This window comes from Pelomonas sp. BJYL3, assembly GCF_027257975.1.
GTDB classification, from domain to species: domain Bacteria; phylum Pseudomonadota; class Gammaproteobacteria; order Burkholderiales; family Burkholderiaceae_C; genus Roseateles_B; species Roseateles_B flavus.
Map to the genome: position 1 here is coordinate 122494 of NZ_JANZKX010000001.1, position 19491 is coordinate 141984.

At 70.0% G+C, this 19491-nt stretch carries 16 protein-coding genes; 8 read left to right on the forward strand and 8 right to left on the reverse strand.

Annotation, left to right across the window (positions count from 1 at the left end; all coding sequences use genetic code 11):
* The first annotated feature begins 40 nt into the window (after nt 1-40).
* Both dinB and O9Y01_RS00570 read left to right on the forward strand, forming a co-directional pair.
* Nucleotides 41-1279: a DNA polymerase IV gene (gene dinB, locus O9Y01_RS00565; protein WP_269629554.1), complete on the forward strand. Its 1239-nt coding sequence runs from the start codon at nt 41-43 to the stop codon at nt 1277-1279.
* A 112-nt stretch (nt 1280-1391) separates the two neighbouring features.
* Nucleotides 1392-3743, forward strand: coding sequence for an ATP-binding protein (locus tag O9Y01_RS00570; protein WP_269629555.1), 2352 nt, complete (start codon nt 1392-1394; stop codon nt 3741-3743).
* Between the two features lie 12 nt (nt 3744-3755).
* On the opposite strand, the gene O9Y01_RS00575 is transcribed toward O9Y01_RS00570, so the two are convergent.
* Nucleotides 3756-4172: a YbaN family protein gene (locus O9Y01_RS00575; protein WP_269629556.1), complete on the reverse strand. Its 417-nt coding sequence runs from the start codon at nt 4170-4172 to the stop codon at nt 3756-3758.
* Here O9Y01_RS00575 and O9Y01_RS00580 point away from each other — a divergent pair.
* Entirely contained in the window at nt 4171-5085 is a 915-nt protein-coding gene (locus O9Y01_RS00580; RefSeq protein WP_269629557.1) for a LysR substrate-binding domain-containing protein, read from the forward strand. The genes O9Y01_RS00575 and O9Y01_RS00580 overlap by 2 nt on opposite strands.
* Nucleotides 5086-5225: 140 nt before the next feature.
* Nucleotides 5226-6362, forward strand: a complete 1137-nt coding sequence (locus tag O9Y01_RS00585) for an alpha-hydroxy acid oxidase (RefSeq protein WP_269629558.1) — start codon at nt 5226-5228, stop codon at nt 6360-6362.
* A 327-nt stretch (nt 6363-6689) separates the two neighbouring features.
* Here the strand turns inward: O9Y01_RS00585 and O9Y01_RS00590 are convergent, their stop codons facing one another.
* The gene (locus O9Y01_RS00590; RefSeq protein WP_269629559.1) at nt 6690-8858 is read right to left on the reverse strand and encodes a S46 family peptidase; all 2169 of its coding nucleotides are present in this window, start codon (nt 8856-8858) and stop codon (nt 6690-6692) included.
* Between the two features lie 211 nt (nt 8859-9069).
* Between O9Y01_RS00590 and O9Y01_RS00595 the strand changes: the two genes are divergently transcribed.
* Nucleotides 9070-9333 (forward strand): hypothetical protein, encoded by a 264-nt coding sequence (locus tag O9Y01_RS00595; protein WP_269629560.1) that lies wholly within the window; start codon nt 9070-9072, stop codon nt 9331-9333.
* A 63-nt stretch (nt 9334-9396) separates the two neighbouring features.
* On the opposite strand, the gene O9Y01_RS00600 is transcribed toward O9Y01_RS00595, so the two are convergent.
* Together O9Y01_RS00600 and dcd are read right to left on the reverse strand one after the other, a co-directional pair.
* Nucleotides 9397-9726 carry a hypothetical protein gene (locus tag O9Y01_RS00600; RefSeq protein ID WP_269629561.1) on the reverse strand — a complete coding sequence of 110 codons (330 nt, stop codon included), beginning with the start codon at nt 9724-9726 and terminating at the stop codon, nt 9397-9399.
* 129 nt (nt 9727-9855) lie between these two features.
* The gene (gene dcd, locus O9Y01_RS00605; RefSeq protein WP_183102741.1) at nt 9856-10422 is read right to left on the reverse strand and encodes a dCTP deaminase; all 567 of its coding nucleotides are present in this window, start codon (nt 10420-10422) and stop codon (nt 9856-9858) included.
* A gap of 182 nt (nt 10423-10604) precedes the next feature.
* On the opposite strand from dcd, the gene O9Y01_RS00610 reads away from it, so the two are divergent.
* Nucleotides 10605-11282: a Crp/Fnr family transcriptional regulator gene (locus O9Y01_RS00610; RefSeq protein ID WP_269629562.1), complete on the forward strand. Its 678-nt coding sequence runs from the start codon at nt 10605-10607 to the stop codon at nt 11280-11282.
* On the opposite strand, the gene O9Y01_RS00615 is transcribed toward O9Y01_RS00610, so the two are convergent.
* The 4 genes from O9Y01_RS00615 to O9Y01_RS00630 form a co-directional block, all read right to left on the reverse strand.
* On the reverse strand, nt 11283-14342 hold the full coding sequence (locus O9Y01_RS00615; RefSeq protein ID WP_269629563.1) for an efflux RND transporter permease subunit: 3060 nt from the start codon (nt 14340-14342) through the stop codon (nt 11283-11285).
* Between the two features lie 22 nt (nt 14343-14364).
* Entirely contained in the window at nt 14365-15552 is a 1188-nt protein-coding gene (locus tag O9Y01_RS00620; protein WP_269629564.1) for an efflux RND transporter periplasmic adaptor subunit, read from the reverse strand.
* A gap of 141 nt (nt 15553-15693) precedes the next feature.
* A complete protein-coding gene (gene rnhA, locus O9Y01_RS00625) occupies nt 15694-16173 on the reverse strand; it encodes a ribonuclease HI (RefSeq protein WP_269629565.1) in 480 nt (159 codons plus the stop codon).
* Nucleotides 16170-17021, reverse strand: coding sequence for a class I SAM-dependent methyltransferase (locus O9Y01_RS00630; protein ID WP_269629566.1), 852 nt, complete (start codon nt 17019-17021; stop codon nt 16170-16172). Before O9Y01_RS00630 ends, rnhA begins: the two co-directional genes overlap by 4 nt.
* 44 nt (nt 17022-17065) lie before the next feature.
* On the opposite strand from O9Y01_RS00630, the gene gloB reads away from it, so the two are divergent.
* A complete protein-coding gene (gloB, locus tag O9Y01_RS00635; protein WP_269629567.1) occupies nt 17066-17872 on the forward strand; it encodes a hydroxyacylglutathione hydrolase in 807 nt (268 codons plus the stop codon).
* Nucleotides 17872-19485 carry a transglycosylase SLT domain-containing protein gene (locus O9Y01_RS00640; protein WP_442952711.1) on the forward strand — a complete coding sequence of 538 codons (1614 nt, stop codon included), beginning with the start codon at nt 17872-17874 and terminating at the stop codon, nt 19483-19485. Before gloB ends, O9Y01_RS00640 begins: the two co-directional genes overlap by 1 nt.
* Nucleotides 19486-19491 lie beyond the last annotated feature (6 nt).

The following is a 19491-nucleotide window of genomic DNA, read 5'->3' on the forward strand; positions in this document are numbered from 1 at the left end:
CTGACAGCGCCTGTCAGGGCGGCAGCGCGACAATGCCACCATGACTGAGCTCGAGCGCCCTTCCGATGCGGCTGCGCCCCCCCGGCGCTGGATCGCCCATCTGGACATGGACGCCTTCTATGCCTCCGTGGAGCTGCTGCGCTACCCGGAACTCAAGGGCCAGCCGGTGGTGATCGGCGGCCGGCGCATGCATGCGCCGCGCACCCTGGAAGACGGCAGCCGGCAGTACGCGCGCCTGCGGGACTACACCGGCCGCGGCGTCGTCACCACCTCCACCTACGCCGCCCGCGCCCTGGGCGTGTATTCGGCCATGGGCCTGATGAAGGCCGGCCTGCTGGCGCCTGACGCCATCCTGCTGCCCACCGACTTCGACTCCTACCGCCACTACTCCCGCCTCTTCAAGGCCGCGGTGGCCGAGATCGCGCCTGTCATCGAGGACCGCGGCATCGATGAGATCTACATCGACCTCAGCGCCGTGCCCGGCGTCCATGAATCCGTGGGCCACGACCCCCTGGGCGGCGTGCGCGCCGTGGCCCGCGAGATCAAGAACAGCGTCAGCCGGGCGACCGGCCTGAGCTGCTCCATCGGCATCACGCCCAACAAGCTGCTGTCCAAGATCGCCTCCGACCTGGACAAGCCCGACGGCCTGACCGTGCTGACCGAGGAGGACATCCCCACCCGCATCTGGCCCCTGCCCGTCCGCCGCATCAACGGCATCGGGCCCAAGGCGGCGGCCAAGCTGGAGACCCTGGGCATCCAGACCATCGCCGAGCTCGCGGCGGCCGCGCCGGCGATGCTCATCGAACGCTTCGGCCGCAGCTACGGCGCCTGGCTGCACGAGGCGGCGCACGGGCGGGACGAGCGCCCGGTGGTGACGCACAGCGAGCCCGTCTCCATCAGCCGCGAGACCACCTTCGAGCGCGATCTGCACGCCAGGCATGACCGCGAGCTGCTGGGCCGCATCTTCACCGAGCTCTGCGAGCAGCTCGCGGCCGACCTCCAGCGCAAGGGCTATCTGGGCCGCACTGTGGGCATCAAGCTGCGATTCGAGGGCTTCCGCACGGTCACCCGGGACCAGACCCTGGCCCTGCCCATCCAGGACGCCGCCGCCATCCGCCAGGCGGCCGGCCAGTGCCTCAAGCGGGTGGACCTGAGCCAGCGCCTGCGCCTGCTGGGTGTGCGCATGGCCTCACTGAGCCGGCCGGGAGATGCGCCGCCCCCGCCGGCCCGGATCGCGCGGCCCGCGCAGGCGCGGATCGAGAACCTGTCGCTGTTCTGAGCGGCACGCAGCCCCCGGGCTTGTAGGCTGGTCGGCACTGCCGACCCTGGGTATCCTGGATGCCGAACCACTCGGAGCACGGCCTGCCAGGGGCCCGACACCAAGGAGCGGCATGCAGCAGAACCAGCCCTCGCCACCTGCCGAGCAGCAAGCCGGCGCCCCCGCCTGCGACGACGCCGAGGCGGCGCGCCTCATCCACGCCCTGGCCTATGCCGGCATGCGGCATCCCCGCTGCGCCCTGCCCCTTTACGAGCATGCGCTGCAGCGCGCGCAAGACCTGACCCTTCTGAGGCGCCTGCAGCTGCTGCAGGGCCTGTTCTTCTCCAGCGAGCGCCTGGGCCGCGCCGCGCCCTTGCGGCCGGCCCTGCAGCAGGCCCTGGTCGAGGCCCAGGACGCCGGGCTCATCCGCCAGGTGACGCGGCTGCACGAGAACCTGGGGCGGCTGTGCTACCAGGCCGCCGAGTACCAGGAGGCCAGCGCGCACTGGTCCGAGGCCCTGGACCTCGCCGCGCTGCAGCCCGGCAGCCTCGAAGGGGTGGGGCCCTGCATCGGCCTGGCCCAGCTGCACTTCGCGCTCGGCGACTGGCAGACCGGCCAGCACCTGCTGCTGGATGCGCAGAGCCAGCTGCGCAGCGGCGCGCCGCGGCTGGCCGCCCGCTATCTGCAGGCCAAGCTGCTGCTGAACCTGGGCGTGGCCCAGTACAACCGGGCCGAGTACGCCCAGGCCCGCGCCAGCTTCGAGCAGGGCCAGCAATGGGCCCGCAGCATCGGGCACCGGGACTATGTGGCCGAGAGCCAGTGGCACCTGGCCCGCTGCGCCCAGGCCAGCGGCGAGGAATCGGCGGCACGCCGGCTCTGCGAGCAGGCCCTGCAGTCGGCGCACCGCTGCGGCTATCTGTGGCTGGAGGCGATGGCCAGCGCCACCCTCACCGAGCTGGCCATGGAGGACCAGGACTGGGCCCAGGCCATCCGCAGCGGCGAGCAGGCCCTGGCTTTGGCACGCAGCCTGGGGGCGCGCCGCCAGCAGAGCAGCGCCCACAAGGCCCTCGCCCAGCTCTACCAGCACGCCGGCCGCCTCGGCGAAGCCCTGGACCAGCTTTGGCAGCACCAGGCCCTGGAGGCCGAGCTCTACCGCCTCAGCCTGCCCGAGCGCCTGAGCGCCCTGGTGCGCTTCGACCACCTGCGCCAGGGGCCGGAGGAGCGCATGCTGGCCCTCTCCAACCAGCATTTCAGCGTGGAGACCCCCGAGGACCTGCGCCTGGCGCTGCTGCAGATGCGCGAGCAGGTCCTGGCCATCATGAGCCTGGACGACTGGACGGTCTGGTGGGACGAAGGCAGCCAGCAGCAGTTCCTCAGCATCGCCCAGGCCGGCAAGCCCGATGACGAGGGCCTGGACCCCGAGCACTGCGGCGCCTACCTCCAGCTGCTGGCCGACACCCACGAGCCGCTGGTGATCCGCGACATGCGCCTGCACCCCTACGGCGCCGCCCTGCTGCAGCGGCCTCGGGCGCAGCGCCAGGGCGGCCGCATCGAGGTGCCGCTGCGCCTGCAGCAGCAGCTGCGCGGCATCCTGTGGCTGCAGCGCGAGGGCATCGAGCGCGCCTGGACCCGCGAGGACCTGCTCAGTGCCAGCCATCTGGCCAAGATCTGCGAGCGCCTGCTGCTGTCCCTGGACCTCACCCGGGCCAAGGCCGCGCGCCAGGAACTGGAGCAGGAGAAGTTCGCCTCGCTGGGCCGCATGGTCGCCAGCATCGCGCACGACGTGAACACGCCGATCGGCGTGGCCATCACCGCGGCCTCGGGCGTGGCCGACCACGCGCGGCGCCTGGGCCGCGTCGCCGATGGCAGCGAGAAGCTGACCCGCAGCGAACTCCAGGCCCTGGCCGCCCAGCTCGCCAATGCGGCAGACCTGGTCGACCGCAACCTGCAGCGCGCCGCCACGCTGATGGGCGACTTCAAGCGCATTGCCGTGGACCAGAACGCCGAGGCGCCCCAGCGCCTGGCGCTGAAGGACTATCTGCAGAGCGTGCTGTCTGTGCACAGCCCCGCCCTGCGACGTGCCAGGGTCGAGTGCCGGCTGGAGGTCGATGACAGCCTGCAGATCGAGACCGTGCCGGGCCTGCTGAGCCAGATCCTCTCCAACCTCATCATGAACAGCCTCACCCATGCCTTCCCGGAGGGCCAGGGCGGGACGCTGAGCCTGCGCGCGCAGGCCTGCGGGACGCTGCTGCGCATCGACTATGCCGACGACGGCGTGGGCCTCAGCGAGGCGGCCCGCGCCCATGTGTTCGAGCCCTTCTTCACCACGCGCCGGGGCCAGGGCGGCTCGGGCCTGGGCATGTACATCGTGGACAACCTGGCCAGGCGCCTGGGCGGCCAGGCCCAGCTGCTGCGGCCGGAGCGGGGCTTTGCGCTGCGGCTGGAGCTGCCGCTGCAGGGGGCCGCAGCGGCCGAGGCGCGTTGAGCCAGCCGGCGCCTAGCCGGCCTTCAGGCGCTCGCGCGTGGGCAGCGACCACATCCAGAGCCCCACGGCCAGGCAGCAGGCGGCGGGCACCCAGCACCAGGCCAGGGGCAGGCGCCAGGCGGCCAGGGCCGAGCCCAGGGCCATCATCACCCAGGCCAGCTGCTTGGCCCGCCAGGGGATGGCACGGTGGGCGCGCCAGTCGTGGATCATGGGACCGAAGCGGGGATGGCCCAGCAGCCAGGCCTCGCAGCGGCGGCTGCTGCGGGAAAAGCAGAAGGCCGCCAGCAGCACGAAGGGCGTGGTGGGCAGCAGGGGCAGGAAAATGCCGAGAATGCCCAGGCCCAGGCTCACGAGCCCGGCCATGCCCCACAGCAGGCGGCGCCACAGGGGCCGCGGTGCCATCGCTTGATCGTCGAAAGCCTTGTCCATGAATCCATCTTCGCACGCCCCGTCACTGGCGCCGGACCTGCGCCTGCCCTCCATCGAGGGGCTGCGCGCCTTCCAGGCCGTGGCGGCGCTGGGCATGCTGGACCCGGCCGCCGAGGCCCTGCACATCAGCGCCAGCGCGGTGGGCAAGCGAATCAGCGCGCTGGAGGAGCTGCTGGGCCTGGCCCTGTTCCAGCGCCAGGGCGGGCAGTGGAGCCTCACGGCCGCGGGGCGCGAGTACCTGGAGCAGGTGCGCGCCGCCCTGGACCTGCTCGCCGCCGCGCCCCAGCACCGCCGCCCGCAGCAGCGCCGCGAGCGCCTGCGCCTGTGCGCCCCGCCCACCTTCGCCCGCCAGATCCTGGTGCCCGCCCTGCCCGCCTTCAGCCAGGCCTTTCCGCACCTGGAGCTGGAGCTCGTGCTGAGCGTGCCCTATCTGGGCGATGGCGCGCCGGAGGCCGAGCTGCAGGTCTATCATGCCCCCCAGCCGCCCGTGGCCGAGCTGCTGCTGCGGGACACCGTGACGCCCCTGCTCGCGCCCGCGCTGGCCGTGCGCCTGCCCGAGCGGCCCGCGCCGTCGGACCTGCTGCCCCTGCCCCTGCTGCGAACGCCGCTGCAATCCTGGCTGCCCTGGCTGCAGGCGGCCGGCCTGCCCGCCATCGAGCCGGACGAGGGCCCGCGCTTCATCGACCTCGGCCTGGTGCTGCAGGCGGCCGAGTGCGGCCAGGGCGTGGCCCTGGTCGGGCGCTCGCTGGCCCGCCGCCTGCTGGATCAGGGCCTGTTGCTGCGCCCCTGGGCCCTGGAGGTACCGGCGGCCCAGGCCTATGCCCTGCGCCCGCTGCCGGCCCAGGCCTCGCCCGGACTGCAGGCGCTGGCCGACTGGCTGCGCCAGCACTGCCGTTCGCTGACGCCGGCCTGATCCGCCCTCCTCCGAAGTGGCTCGGCAAGGGCTCGGAAAAGCCTTCCGCGCCACTCGGCGGCAGATTCCGCAGCGGACCCACCGGCTGCCACTAGGATCGCGCCTGGACCTGATTTTCAAGGCAAGCAAGCGGAGGCCCCATGCCCGTCATCACCTGCATCGAAGACCTGCGACAGCTGGCCCAGCGGCGCGTGCCCCGCATGTTCTACGACTACGCCGATTCCGGCAGCTGGACCGAGAGCACCTACCGCGCCAACGAGAGCGATTTCCGCGGCATCAAGCTGCGCCAGCGCGTGGCGGTGAACATGGAGAACCGCAGCACCGCCACCACCATGGTGGGCCAGGCGGTGTCCATGCCCGTGGCCCTGGCGCCCACCGGACTGACCGGCATGCAGCATGCGGACGGCGAGATCCTCGCCGCCCAGGCCGCCGAGGCCTTCGGCGTGCCCTTCACGCTCTCGACCATGAGCATCTGCTCCATCGAGGACGTCGCGGCGCGCACCAGCAAGCCCTTCTGGTTCCAGCTCTATGTGATGAAGGACCGCGGCTTCATCGAGCGCCTGATCGACCGCGCGCGCGCCGCACGCTGCAGCGCCCTGGTGCTCACCCTGGACCTGCAGATCCTCGGCCAGCGCCACAAGGACCTCAAGAACGGCCTCTCCGCGCCGCCCAAGCCCACCCTCGCCAACCTGCTCAATCTGGCCACCAAGCCGCGCTGGTGCCTGGGCATGCTGGGCACGCCACGCCGGCAGTTCGGCAACATCGTGGGCCATGTGAAGGGGGTGGACGACATGAGCTCGCTGTCGGACTGGGCGGCCAAGCAGTTCGACCCGGCGCTCTCCTGGGACGACGTGGCCTGGATCAAGCAGCGCTGGGGCGGCAAGCTCATCCTCAAGGGCATCCAGGACGTGGAGGATGCGCGCCTGGCCGTGCAGAGCGGCGCCGATGCGCTGGTCGTCAGCAACCACGGCGGCCGCCAGCTGGATGGCGCGGAGTCCAGCATCCGCGCCCTGCCCGCCATCGTGGACGCCGTGGGGTCTGAGATCGAGGTGCACATGGACGGCGGCATCCGCAGCGGCCAGGACGTGCTCAAGGCCTGGGCCCTGGGCGCCCGCGGCTGCTACATCGGCCGTGCCTTCCTCTACGGCCTCGGCGCCATGGGCGGCCCCGGCGTCACCAAGGTCCTGGAGATCATCCACAAGGAGCTGGACCTCAGCATGGCCTTCTGCGGCCGCACCCGCATCACCGATGTCGACCAGAGCATTCTGCTCAAGTAGTCCCGCCTGAAACACCACGCGCGAAATGCACAAAGCCCTCCGAGGAGGGCTTTTTCCTTGGCCAGGTGCTTGAACCTGAACGCCACCTGAGCTCCGCGACGCACAGTGCCCGCAGCAGGCCACGCGCCCAAAATACAAAACGGGACCCGACGCAGGTCCCGTTTTGTCCTCAGCGGAGCGTGGGGATCCGGCTCTGCCGGGCCCTCACGCTCGCCCCCCTGGGGGGCTGAGGTCGGACACAAACGCCTTGGCGTTTGTGCCTGCCGAAGGGCCGGGCCTCTGGCCTGGCGCGGCCTGCAGGGCCGGCGAAGCCGGTAGGGGGTGGAATTACAGTGCGTTCATTTCCTTGAGCAGGCGATCGGCACGGTCCACGTACTTCATCTGCCACTGCATGTAGCGGGCGTCCAGGCAGATGCTGCGGGTGGTCTTCTCGTTGAAGTCCCAGTCCGAGATCACGGCGTCCAGGGTGCCGTCGAACAGCAGGCCCACCAGCTCGGCGTTCTTGTTCAGCACGGGCGAACCGGAGTTGCCGCCGGTGGTGTCCAGCGTGGCCAGGAAGTTCACCGGCACCGAGTTCAGGGACTTCATGCCGTACTTGCCGAACTCGCCGGCCTTGATGGCGGCCAGTTGCTCGGCGGGGGCGTCGAAGTCACCCTTGCCCTGGTGCTTGGCGGGGATGCCGCGCAGGGTGGTGAAGGCGGTCCAGGTGGTGCCGTCGGCGCCATCGCGGCCGGCGACCTTGCCGAAGCTCACGCGCAGGGTACCGTTGGCGTCCGGGTAGACGGCCTGGCCCTTGCTGCCCTTGAAGGCGATCAGGGCCTTCATCACGTCGGCATAGGCCTGCTGGATGTGGCCGCCGATTTCCTTGGCGCGGTTCTCGCGGGCCTCGGTGTCGGCGTGCAGGGCCACGGCGGCGGCGATGAAGCTGTCGCTGCTCTTCTCGAAGTCCTCGGTGCCACGCTCGAACCAGGCCAGGCGCTCGGCCTTGTCAGCCAGCTTGCTGCCGGCGTACAGGGCGTCCACGCGGGCCTTGAGGGCGTCGGCGGGCATGTTGGCCGTCAGGCCCAGGCCCTTGAGCACGGCCGGGTTGAGCATCTCGGCCGGCTGGGCGAGGTACTGGCCCAGGAAGTGCACGGTCTTGGCCTTGTCGGTCTGCTCGTCATAGCGGCGGTCCAGGGCTTCCAGGCCCTGGCGGCGGCGCAGGGCATCACGCTCCTGGAAGCCCAGCTTGCGCTCGGCATCCGGCAGCTTGCGCTGCACGGCGCCTTCGTACAGGCCGGCGGCCGAGTTCAGCAGCGTGGGCAGGCTCAGGCCCAGCAGCACCTCACGCTTGGCCAGGGCATTGCGCTCGGCCAGCAGGCGGTCGACGTTGTCCAGGCTGGCGCCGTACTGCTCGCGGCGCTTGGCGTCGCCATTCACCCAGGCCTTCAGCTCGGCATAGGCGGCCGACTTGCGGGCGAGGATGTCGCTGCCGTCATAGCTGGCCTGCTGACCCTGCCAGTTCTTGTAGGCATTGCCCAGGCCGGCCACGGTGCCGGCCATCTTGATCTCGCCGTCGCGGCGGCCTTCGGTCTCGCGCTTGATCAGGTCCAGGTACTCGCCGAAGGCCTTGATGCTGGTCGGGCGCTCCCAGCCGAAGGTGAAGTCCACCTCGGTGGGCAGGCGGTAGCGGCTGGTGCGGCCGGGGTAGCCGGTGACCATCACGAAATCGCCTTCCTTCAGCGGGCTGCTGGCCAGCTTCAGGAAGTGCTTGGGCTGGTAGGGCTTGTTGTCCTTGCTGTAGTCGGCCGGCTTGCCGTCCGGGCCCACGTAGGCGCGGTAGAAGCTGTAGTCGCCGGTGTGGCGGGGCCAGATCCAGTTGTCGGTGTCACCGCCGAAGCGGCCGACCATGTCTGCCGGCGCATGCACCAGACGCACGTCGCGGATCTCCATCTGCTTGATCAGCTGGTAGACCAGGCTGCCGTAGAAGGCGCTGACGGTGCAGCGGTGGCCCTTGTCCTGCTCGCAGGCGGCGATCAGGGACTTCTGCTTGGCCTCGATGGCGTCCGTGCGGGCCTTGCCCTTCAGCGCCTGGACCTTGGCGTCCAGCACCTCGGCGCTGACGTCCTTGACGTCCACCGTCACGAAGACGCGGCTGCCCGGCGCGGCCGGCAGCTCTTCCTCGAAGCTGTTGGCCAGGAAGCCCTTCTTGATCAGGTCACGCTGGGGCGTGGAGTTGTACTGGATGCTGCCGTAGGCGCAGTGGTGGTTGGTCACCACCAGGCCCTGCGGCGAGACGAAGGAGGCCGTGCAGCCGCCCAGGCTGATCACCGCGCCCATGGGGAACTCGGTCAGCTTGTTCAGTTTGGCCGGGTCCATGGCCAGGCCGGCGGCCTTCAGGTCCTTGGCGATCTGGGGCAGCTGCTGAGGCATCCACATGCCTTCGTTGGCGTGCGCCAGGCCGGCGGCCAGCGCGAGAGGGGCCAGCGCGAAGCGGGCCAGGGTGACTGCGTTCATGGGTTGGGTCATGAAGAGAGAAGAAGCCGCGACCATACACGCATTCAGGGCCTCGGCGATGTGCCGTCCGGCATTGGGTCATTCCCCAAATGGCAGCCGACCCGGCCGATGGCAAGACCTGTTCAGGGGACAGCGCCAGGGCCCGCCTTCCTGGCGGATTCCCGGGTCATCGCCGATAAATAAACTGACGCGAAACTGACGGAGGCAAGCCATGACCCTCAGCCAGCTGGCCAGCATCAAGCGCTGGCTGATCCTGCATCCGTCGGCCCATGGCGTGGAGCTCTTCACCTGGAACCTGGTGCTCACCAGCTGGCTGATGGGCTGGGTGGGCCTGCCCGGCACGCTGCTGTCGGGCGAATGGGCCGCCCTGCCGCTGTGCTTCGTGGCCTCGATCAGCCCGCGCTGCTATGTGCTGGCGCGGCGCCGGCTGCACCGCAGCGGGCGGCTGCGCTGCGACTGGCTGACGGCGCTTTGAAGCTGCGTCAGAAACAACGAAGCCCTCGCGCGGAGGGCTCGGGCTGACGGGCGGCCGGGTCGCTCAGTGCATGAGCCCGATCCACTCGCCGCGTGCCTGGTAGGCGTCGAAGATGTGCAGGGCCATGCGCTGCAGGGCCTCGCTGCCGCTGCCATGGGCCAGGGCCAGGCAGTCGAAGGCGTAGAGGCGGTCGTAGATCATGCGGGTGGCCTGCAGGGGCAGGCCTTGCGCCTCCATCAGGCGGCTGAAGGCCTGCAGCTCGGCCATGTCGATGCTGGTGCTGAGGGTCAGGCCCAGGCCCAGTTCGGGCAGCTCCTCGAAGGCGCCATGGACGTGCAGCTCGGGCGCCGCGGGGGCGCTTGCCTTGGGAACCAGGTGCAGAGGGAAGCTCATGGTGGACCTCGAATGGTGGTACTGCCTGGGTCCATCATGCCGGCCGGCGCCGGAACTTGAGCGCGAAAAAGCCGGGGAATGCCCGGCTTTTTCGATTCAAGTGCCGCGCTGGGCGGCCGGGGGCGCCCCTCAGGCCTTGGGCAGCGTCACGCCGACCTGGCCCTGGTACTTGCCGCCGCGGTCGCGGTAGGAGGTCTCGCAGACCTCGTCGCTTTCAAAGAACAGGACCTGCGCGCAGCCCTCGCCCGCATAGATCTTGGCCGGCAGCGGCGTGGTGTTGGAGAACTCCAGGGTCACATAGCCTTCCCACTCGGGCTCGAAGGGGGTGACGTTGACGATGATGCCGCAGCGCGCATAGGTGCTCTTGCCCAGGCAGATCGTCAGCACATTGCGCGGGATGCGGAAGTACTCGACGGTGCGGGCCAGCGCGAAGCTGTTGGGCGGGATGATGCAGACGTCCCCGTGGAAGTCCACGAAGCTCTTCTCGTCGAAGTTCTTGGGATCGACCACGGTGCTGTGCACATTGGTGAAGATCTTGAACTCGGGCGCGCAGCGGATGTCATAGCCATAGCTGGAGGTGCCGTAGCTGACGATCTTGCGGCCGTCGGCCTCCCGCACCTGGCCGGGCTCGAACGGCTCGATCATGCCGTGCTGCTCGGCCATGCGGCGGATCCATTTGTCGCTCTTGATGCTCATCTCTCGTCCCCAAGGGCTTCATGGCCCATGTCCGGCGCCCATGAGGGGCGTCCCACCGTTGTTGAACTGTCGCGCGGATTCTAGGCGCAGCTGCGGCTGCGTCCTTGCGGCAGCGCAGCGTCCCTAGAATCCCCGGCTGACGCAGGATCCTGGGAGCGGATGTGGGCACGAGCCTGGCAGAGATGGTGAGGAAGTCGGTCTGGGGCCGGGGCCTGAGCGCCCAGGTGCTGGAGGCCGTGATCGCGCAATGCCACCAGACCGAGGTCGCGGCCGGACAGGCCATCGTACGTGCGGGCGAGCCGGCCCTGCACTGGCTGGGCCTGATCAGCGGCGTGGCCTGCATGAGCGTCAGCATGCCCGACGGCAAGGAGACCAGCCTCACCAGCCTGGCCGCAGGCGGCTGGTTCGGCGAGGGCACGCTGATCAAGCGCGGCCACTGGCAGTACGACGGCCGGGCCCTGAGCGACTGCCAGGTCGCCCTTATGCCCCTGGACTGCTTCGAGCAGCTGCGCCAGACCAGCCTGCCCTTCAATCACTACCTGCAGCAGCTGATGGGCGCGCGCATGGGCGGCTTCATCGCCAAGCTCTGCGTGGACCGCATGCTGGACTCGACCGCGCGCATCGCCCAGTCCCTGGCCGGGCTCTACCAGCCCGAGGTCTATCCGGACCCAGGCCCCCTGCTCCACCTGAGCCAGGCCGAGCTGGGCCAGCTGGCCGGCGTCTCGCGCCAGCGCACCAACATCTCGCTGCAGGCACTGGAGCGCGCCGGGCTGATCAGCGTCAGCCGGCGCGGCATCAGGGTGCTGGACCTGGCGGGGCTGCGGGCCTACCGCAGCGGCGCGCCGGCGGCGGAGGCCTGATCAGTACTCCATCGCCGGGGTGGCGATCTCACCCGGCACGCTGCGGCGCGCCAGCAGCACGTACATGGTGGGCACCACGAAGATGGTCAGCAGCGTGCCCAGGCTCATGCCGCCCACGATGACCCAGCCGATCTGCTGGCGGCTCTCGGCCCCGGCGCCCGAAGCCAGGGCCAGGGGCAAGGCGCCCAGCACCATGGCGCCAGTGGTCATCAGGATGGGGCGCAGGCGCAGGGCCGAGGCCTCGACCACGGCCGCCATCGTGTCCCGCCCCTGCTGGCGCAGCTGGTTGCTGAACTCGACGATCAGGATGCCGTGCTTGGTGATCAGCCCCACCAGGGTGATCAGGCCGATCTGCGAATAGACGTTGAGCGTGCCGCCGCTCCACTGCAGCGCGGCCAGCGCCCCCACCATGGACAGCGGCACCGACAGCATGATGATGAAGGGGTCGACAAAGCTCTCGAACTGCGCCGACAGCACCAGGAAGATGAACAGCAGGGCCAGCACGAACACCAGGCCCAGCGCGCCGCTGGAGGCCTTGAATTCGCGGGTCACGCCGTTGAGCTCGGTCGCGTAGCCCAGGGGCAGCACGCGCTCGGCGATGCGGTCCATGTCCTGCAGGGCCTCGCCCAGGGCATAGCCCGGAGCCAGGCCGGCGCTGATGGTCACGGCGCGGCGCTGGTTGAAGTGGTTGAGCTCCTTGGGGCTGACCGCCTCGCGCACCTTGACCACGGCCGACAGCGGCACCAGCGCGTCCGTGCGGCTGCGCACGTAGAGCTGCTCGATCTGCTGCGGCGTGCTGCGCGCCTGGGCCTCGGTCTGCACCAGCACGTCGTACTGCTCAGCGTCGCGCTTGTAGCGGGTCACCACGCGGCTGCCCAGCATGGTCTCCACCGTGCGGGCGACCTGGTCCACCTGCACGCCGAGGTCCGCCGCGCGCTCGCGGTCCACCTCCATGAAGATCTCGGGCTTGTTCAGGCGCAGGTCGTTGTCCACCTGCACGAAGCCGGGGTTCTTGGCCATCTCGGCCTGGAACTGCTGCACGACCTTGTTGAGGTTCTCGTAGCTGTCCCCGCTGACCACCACATAGCTGATGGGCCGCGAATTGAAGCCCTGGCCCAGGCTGGGCGGCGTGATGGGGAAGGCGTTGACGCCCGGCAGCTGGCTCACCTGCGGGATCAGCGAACGTGCCAGGTCTTGCGTGCTGCGCTTGCGATCGTCCCAGTCCACGGTGCGCAGGATGGACATGCCCTGGGACACCGTCGAGCCACCCGCAAAGAAGAAGCGGCGCTCGAACTCCGGGTACTGCGAGGCGATGCGCTCGACGGCATCAAGGTAGCGGGCCGTGAACTCCAGCGTCGCGCCGTCGGGCGCGGTGATGGGCATCACCACCACGCCGCGGTCCTCCATCGGCGCAAGCTCGCTCTTGGCATGCGAGAACAGCCACCAGCTGCCGCCCGCCGCACTGGCCATCACCAGCAGCACCAGCCAGCGCTGACCCAGGGCGAAGCGCAGGGCCGCGGCGTAGCGATCGCTGATCCAGACGAGGATGCGCTCCATGCCGGCGTCGAAGCGCGTGGGCTGCTCCACATGGCGCAGCAGCTTGGAGCACATCATGGGCGTGAGCGTCAGTGCCACGAAGCCCGAGACCAGCACCGCGCCGGCCAGGGTCAGGGCGAACTCGACGAAGAGCCGGCCGGTGCGGCCCGGCGTGAAGGCCAGGGGCGCGAAGACTGCGGCCAGCGTCAGCGTCATGGCCACCACGGCGAAGCCGATCTCGCGCGCACCGCGCAGCGCGGCCTGGAAGGGGCTCAGCCCCTCTTCGATGTGGCGGAAGATGTTCTCCAGCACCACGATGGCATCGTCCACCACCAGACCGATGGCCAGCACCAGGGCCAGCAGGGTCATGGTGTTGACGGTGAAGCCCGCCGCGGCCATCAGGGCGAAGGAGCCGATCAGGCTCACGGGAATCGTGACCAGCGGAATGACGGAGGCGCGCACCGTACGCAGGAACAGGAACACCACCAGGGCCACCAGCACCACGGCCTCGGCGATGGTGTGGTAGACGGACTTGATGGAGCGGTCGATGAAGACGGCGTTGTCGCTGGCCGGCCGCACGGTGATGCCGGGGGGCAGGTCTTGCTGCAGGCGCGGCATCATGGCCGTCACCGCCTCGGAGACCTCCAGCGGATTGGCCGTGGCCTGCTTGATCACGCCCAGCGAGACCGAGGGAATGCCGTTGAGCCGCACCCGCGAGCGCTCGCTGGCCGCGGCCTCCTCGATGCGGGCCACGTCGGAGAGCTTGACCGTGTAGCCATTGAACTGGCGCAGCGCGATGTCGCGGAACTGGGCCACGGTGTTGAGGTCGGTGCGCGCGGTGACGTTGAACTCGCGCTGCTGGCTTTCCACGCGACCGGCGGGCACCTCCAGGTTCTGCTTGCGCAGCGCGTCCTCCACGTCCTGCACGCTGAGGCGATAGGCGGCCAGGCGGTCAGCGTCCAGCCAGATGCGCATGGCGTAGCGGCGGTCGCCGCCGATCTCGACGTCGGCCACGCCGGGGATGGTCTGCAGGCGCGGCTTGACCACGCGGTTGACGAGGTCGGTGACCTCCAGCGGGTCCATGCTCTCGCTGGTGAAGGCCATGCGCAGCGTGGGCTGGGCATCGGCCTCGACCTTGGCGATCACCGGCTCATCCACGGCGGTGGGCAGGCGGCCGCGCACGCGGGCCACGCGGTCCCGCACATCGGCGGCGGCGTTGTCGGGGTTCTTCTCGAGCTTGAAGCGCACCGTGATCTGGCTCTGCTCGGAGCGCGAGATCGAGGTGACGGTGTCCACGCCCTCGATGCCGGCGATGGAGTCCTCCAGCGGCTTGGTGACCTGGCTTTCGATCACCTCGGACGAGGCGCCGGTGAGCCGGGTGTTGACGGTGACCACCGGCTCGTCGATGCGCGGATATTCACGCAGCGAGAGCTTGGAGAAGGACACCAGCCCCACCAGCAGCAGCATCAGGGACATGACGGTCGCGAAGACCGGGCGGCGGATGGAAATTTCGGACAGACGCATGGGAACTCCTCGCTCTGCCGCTTCAGCCCTTGGCCGGCGCGCTGGCGGCGCCGGGCCTGGCGCCCTGCTGGTCCACGTCGACCCGCTTGACCGGCTGGCCGTCGCCGCGCATCAGCTTGGCCTGCCCGGCGGTGACGACCCAGTCGCCCGGCTTCAGGCCTTCGGTGATCTCGACAAGACCTGGCACCCGCAGGCCCAGCTTCGCCTCGAAACGCTGGGCCACCTGGCCCTGGCCCTCGAGGGCCGGCACCAGCTTGATCAGGTACTGCTTGCCGCCCATCGGCACCAGGGCTTCCTCAGGCACGACCACGGCCTGCTGGCGCTCGCCCAGGCTCAGGCGCACACGTGCAAAGAGGCCCGAGCGCAGCTCAGGGCCGGGTTTGAGCACCTGGGCCCGCACCAGCAGGGAGCGGCCGTTGGCGTCCAGCTGGGCGTCCAGGGCCTGCACGCGGGCGTCGAACTGCTTGCCCGGCAGGGCGTCCAGGCTCAGCTGCAGGGCCTGGCCGGGGCGCACGCGGGGCGCCTCGCGCTCGGGCAGGCGGAAGTCCACCCAGACGGTGGAGCTGTCTTCCAGAGAGACCAGCTCGGCGCCGTCCTTCACGTAGTCGCCCAGGCTCACCGTACGGATGCCGGCCACGCCATCGAAGGGCGCCAGCACCCGCATGCGGGCCAGTTGCGCCTTGGCCAGTGCGACCTGGGCTTCGGCGACGTCGAGCGTGGCCTGCGCCTGGTCCAGGGTGCTGGGGGTCACGAAGCCCTGGGCCAGCAGCTCCTTGTTGCGCTGCAGCTGGGTGCGGGCGATGTGGGCCTGGGCCTCGGCCTGCTGCAGCTGGGCGGCCTGCAGGCTGTCGTCCAGCTGGATCAAGACCTGACCCTTGCGCACCCGCTGGCCGTCCTGGAAACCCAGCTTGACGATGCGGCCGGCGGACTCGGGCTTGAGCACCACGGACTGGTGGGCGCGCAGGCTGCCCACGGCCTGGGTGTCATCGCTGAGGGTGCGCAGCTGCACCTGGCGGGCCTCGACGGGCACGGGGCCGGCGGGCTTGGCATCCTTGCCGTCCTTACCGTCCTTGGCGCCCGGGGCGGGCTTGTCAGTGGTCTTGCCGGCGGCCGGGGGCGGCAGCGAACCCGGTCGCTGCCAGACATAGGCCACGCCCACGGCGGCCAGCAGGCCGACCACCACCAAACCCTTGTGCAAGCTCTTCTTCATGCGCGAAATCCCGGAACGATCGCGCAATGTAGCGGCGCTGTGCCCGGGCTGCGCTGACATGTCCCTTGAAATGCGCCAGGGCACGCAACAGGTGGTGTGAATGGCGGTGTGACTGGCGGTTGCCCCACCCGGGGGCCGGGCTCAGCGGCGACCGGCTTGCGCGACGCCCTTGTTGGCCAGCGCATCGGCGCGCTCGTTGCCCGGGTCGCCCGCATGGCCCTTGACCCAGCGCCAGTCCACCTCGTGCAGCTTGCGCAGCGCGTCCAGGCGCTGCCACAGCTCGACGTTCTTGACCGGCTTGCCGTCGGCCGTCTTCCAGCCACGGCGCTGCCAGCCCTGGATCCACTCGGTCATGCCCTTGCGGACGTACTCGCTGTCCGTGTAGAGCACGATCTTGCAGCTGCGCTTGAGCGAGGCCAGGGCCTCGATCACGGCCGTGAGTTCCATGCGGTTGTTGGTGGTGCCCAGCTCGCCGCCGAAGAGCTCCTTCTCATGGCCGCCCGAGCGCAGCCACGCGCCCCAGCCGCCGGGGCCGGGATTGCCCTTGCAGGCGCCGTCGGTGTAGATGAGGACCTCGGGCTTGGCAATGGCAGGGGCGGGCTTCTTGTCGGTGTCGCTCATGGATCAGGGGATTGGATATCGCGGGGATGGGGATGCATGGCCACGGCCGGCGCGGCCTTGGCGGCGAGTTTCTTGTTGCGGGCCAGGCCCACCAGGCGCATGCCGTGCACGCGCTTGACGGCCACCATGAAGTAGACGGCGCCCAGCACCGTCCACCAGCGCATGCCGGCACCTTCCATCCATTGCCAGCGCTTGAGCCAGGGCTCGGTGCGCAGGGGCGGACGGTAGCAGCCGAACTGCGCGCGCTCGACCTCGAAGTTGAGCAGGCGCAGCCAGTCGCGCAGGCGCCAGTAGCCGATGAACTCGCCGGCACGCGGCAGGAACAGGCTCTCGGGGCTGCCCGGCCACACGTGTCGGCGCAGGCGGCCCAGATTCTGCCTCAGGCCCCAGAGGCTGGCCGGATTCAGGCCCAGGACCACCAGCCGCCCTTCCGGCCGCAGCACCCGCTCCACTTCGCGCAGGGTCTGGTGCGGATCGTCGGCCAGCTCCAGGGCATGGGGCAGCACGATGAGGTCCAGGCTGTTGGCCTCGAAAGGCAGGGCATCGAAGGCGCAGCGCAGGGTGGGCGCGGCCTCCATCAGCAGGCTGCTGCTGTCGAACTGGCTGAAGCAGGCCTGCGGGGCGGGCTCCGTGCCCTCCTCTGGCGGCGGGGCCGGCAGGGCGAACTGCTCGGCGCTGTCCAGGGCCAGCCAGCGGTGGCGCATGCGGTTGGCGCGCAGGCCCTGAAGCTCGGGCAGGCCCAGCTGCAGGGCGTTGAAGCCGAAGAGGTCCACCACGGCCTCGTCGACCTGGCGCTGCTCCCAGTCCAGCAGGTAGCGGCCGGGCGGCGTCTGCAGCCAGCGGGCCAACTCTACAATCTGCGCTTCCCGACTGCTCACCCCCGCACCTCCGCATGCCCGCCGCCCTTGAGTGGATCGCCCTCCCGGCCTTCACTGACAACTACATCTGGATGCTGCACGATGGTGTTCAAGCCTTGGTCGTCGATCCGGGCGAGGCCGCGCCGGTGCTGGATGCGCTGCAGGCCCGGGGCCTGCGGCTCGCCGCCATTCTAGTGACGCACCACCACGGCGATCACATCGGCGGCGTGGCCGGCCTGCGCGGCGTGCTGGAGGGTCAGGTCTTCGCCCCGCCCCATGCGCTCAATCCCCAGCCCTGCGTGCCCGTGCAAGACGGCCAGAGCCTGGAACTGCTGGGCCAGCACTTCGACGTGCTGGGCACGCCCGGGCACACCGCGGATCACGTGAGTTACCTGCTGCAACAGGCCGGCCAGCCGCCCCTGCTGTTCTGCGGGGACACGCTGTTCTCGGCCGGCTGCGGCCGTGTCTTCGATGGCAGCCTGGCCCAGCTGCATGCCTCGCTGCAGCGCCTGGCCGCCCTGCCAGATCAGACGCGGATCTGCTGCGCCCATGAATACACCTTGTCGAATCTGCGATTTGCGAGGACCATTGAGCCCGCCAACGAAGCCCTGGCCCGATATGAGGCCTGGTGCGAGGCCCGGCGGGCGGCGCAAGACCCGACCCTGCCGGCCCTGCTGGCGACCGAGTTGTTGATCAATCCATTCCTGCGCTGCCGGGAGCCTGCCGTGAAGTCTGCGGTCAGTGCCCGGCGCGCCTCCGAGCCTTGCGCCGTCACCGGCGATGCGGACGAGCCCCTGGCCGTCTTCAGCGCCCTGCGCCTGTGGAAGAACGAATTCAGATGATGAAGTTGCCCGCCCTGCCCCTGCTGTCCCAGCCGCGAAGCGTTCTTGGCCTGTGCGCCCTGCTCCTGCTCGGTGCCTGCGCCCACGCCCCCCGTGCCGCGGACGCCCCGGCGGCCGGCACCCTGGCTCCTACCGGCGCCGGCCCGGCCGGCAATGCCGCCGAGCTGCCGCCCATCGTCCAGCACGCCCCCGCGGCCCTGGACTACGGCTTGCTCGAGGACACCCTCAACCCCGGCGAGAAGATCGACCTGGCCGACGCCAACGCCCGCGCCGACCTCTGGGCCCGCGTGCGCAAGGGCTTTGCCATGCCCGAGCTCAGCAACGAGGGCGTGCGCAAGGCCGAGGCCTGGTATGCCGCCCGCCCCGACTACGTCCAGCGCATGACCGAGCGCGGCAGCCGCTACCTCTACCATGTGGTGGAAGAGGTCGAGAAGCGCGGCATGCCCACCGAGCTGGCCCTGCTGCCGTTCGTGGAGAGCGCCTTCCGCACCGACGCCCAGTCCACCGCCAAGGCCGTGGGCATGTGGCAGTTCATGCCCGCCACGGGCCGCGATTTCGCTCTCAAGCAGAACATCTTCCGCGACGACCGCCGCGACGTGCTGGCCTCCACCCGCGCCGCGCTCGACTACCTGGGCCGCCTGAACAAGATGTTCGACGGTGACTGGCAGCTGGCCCTGGCCGCCTACAACTGGGGCCCGGGCAATGTGCAGAAGGCCGTCAAGCGCAACCTGGCCGCCGGCCTGCCCATCGACTACGACAGCCTGCGCATCCCCGACGAGACCCGCTACTACCTGCCCAAGCTGCAGGCCGTGAAGAACATCGTGCTGCGCCCCGAGGCCTACGGCCTGGCCCTGCCCGACGTCGCCAACCACCCCTACTTCCTGACCGTGCGCATCGAGCGCGACATGGATGTGGACGTGGCCGCCCGCCTGGCCGGCATGGAGGTCGAGGCCTTCAAGGCCTTCAACCCCCAGATGAACAAGCCGGTGATCCTGGCGGCCAGCACGCCCCAGATCCTGCTGCCCTATGACAACGCCGGCGCCTTCGTCGCCAACCTGGCGGCCCATGAAGGCCCGCTGGCCACCTGGACGGCCTGGGTCGTGCCCAAGACCATGAGCCCGGCAGACGCCGCGAAACACGTGGGCATGAACGAAGGCCAGCTGCGCGAGGTCAATACCATCCCGCCGCGCATGCTGGTCAAGCAGGGCTCGACGCTGCTGGTGCCACGCACCGCGCACCGGGACCAGGATGTCTCCGAGCACCTGGCAGAGAACGCCAGCATGGCCCTGACGCCCGACACCCCGCCCCTGCGACGCCTGCAGTTCAAGGCCGCCCGCGGCGACACCGTGGCCAGCCTGGCCACCCGCTACCGCGTCAGCGTGGACCAGTTCGCACAGTGGAACAAGCTGAGCAGCAAGGCCACGCTGAAGGCGGGCCAGACCCTGGTGGTCTACAGCCCCAATGCCGCACCGGTACGCGTGGCCTCCAGCAGCGCGGGCAGCAAGAAGGCCACCAAGGCCACGAACGCCCGCGCCACCAAGGTCGGCAGCAAGCCCAGCGGCACCCGCCTGGCGCTCAACGGGCGCAACAGCCCCAACCTGGCCCAGCGCTGAGCCTGG

Bases quoted from the DNA above. Each gene is read 5' to 3' on its own strand.
- O9Y01_RS00595 (WP_269629560.1), top strand. From the start codon at position 9,070: ATGACCCTCAGCCAGCTGGCCAGCATCAAGCGCTGGCTGATCCTGCAT.
- O9Y01_RS00570 (WP_269629555.1), top strand. From the start codon at position 1,392: ATGCAGCAGAACCAGCCCTCGCCACCTGCCGAGCAGCAAGCCGGCGCC.
- O9Y01_RS00640 (WP_442952711.1), top strand. From the start codon at position 17,872: ATGAAGTTGCCCGCCCTGCCCCTGCTGTCCCAGCCGCGAAGCGTTCTT.
- O9Y01_RS00580 (WP_269629557.1), top strand. From the start codon at position 4,171: ATGAATCCATCTTCGCACGCCCCGTCACTGGCGCCGGACCTGCGCCTG.
- O9Y01_RS00615 (WP_269629563.1), bottom strand. From the start codon at position 14,342: ATGCGTCTGTCCGAAATTTCCATCCGCCGCCCGGTCTTCGCGACCGTC.
- O9Y01_RS00585 (WP_269629558.1), top strand. From the start codon at position 5,226: ATGCCCGTCATCACCTGCATCGAAGACCTGCGACAGCTGGCCCAGCGG.
- O9Y01_RS00575 (WP_269629556.1), bottom strand. From the start codon at position 4,172: ATGGACAAGGCTTTCGACGATCAAGCGATGGCACCGCGGCCCCTGTGG.
- O9Y01_RS00590 (WP_269629559.1), bottom strand. From the start codon at position 8,858: ATGAACGCAGTCACCCTGGCCCGCTTCGCGCTGGCCCCTCTCGCGCTG.
- rnhA (WP_269629565.1), bottom strand. From the start codon at position 16,173: ATGAGCGACACCGACAAGAAGCCCGCCCCTGCCATTGCCAAGCCCGAG.
- dcd (WP_183102741.1), bottom strand. From the start codon at position 10,422: ATGAGCATCAAGAGCGACAAATGGATCCGCCGCATGGCCGAGCAGCAC.
- gloB (WP_269629567.1), top strand. From the start codon at position 17,066: ATGCCCGCCGCCCTTGAGTGGATCGCCCTCCCGGCCTTCACTGACAAC.
- O9Y01_RS00610 (WP_269629562.1), top strand. From the start codon at position 10,605: ATGGTGAGGAAGTCGGTCTGGGGCCGGGGCCTGAGCGCCCAGGTGCTG.
- dinB (WP_269629554.1), top strand. From the start codon at position 41: ATGACTGAGCTCGAGCGCCCTTCCGATGCGGCTGCGCCCCCCCGGCGC.
- O9Y01_RS00600 (WP_269629561.1), bottom strand. From the start codon at position 9,726: ATGAGCTTCCCTCTGCACCTGGTTCCCAAGGCAAGCGCCCCCGCGGCG.
- O9Y01_RS00620 (WP_269629564.1), bottom strand. From the start codon at position 15,552: ATGAAGAAGAGCTTGCACAAGGGTTTGGTGGTGGTCGGCCTGCTGGCC.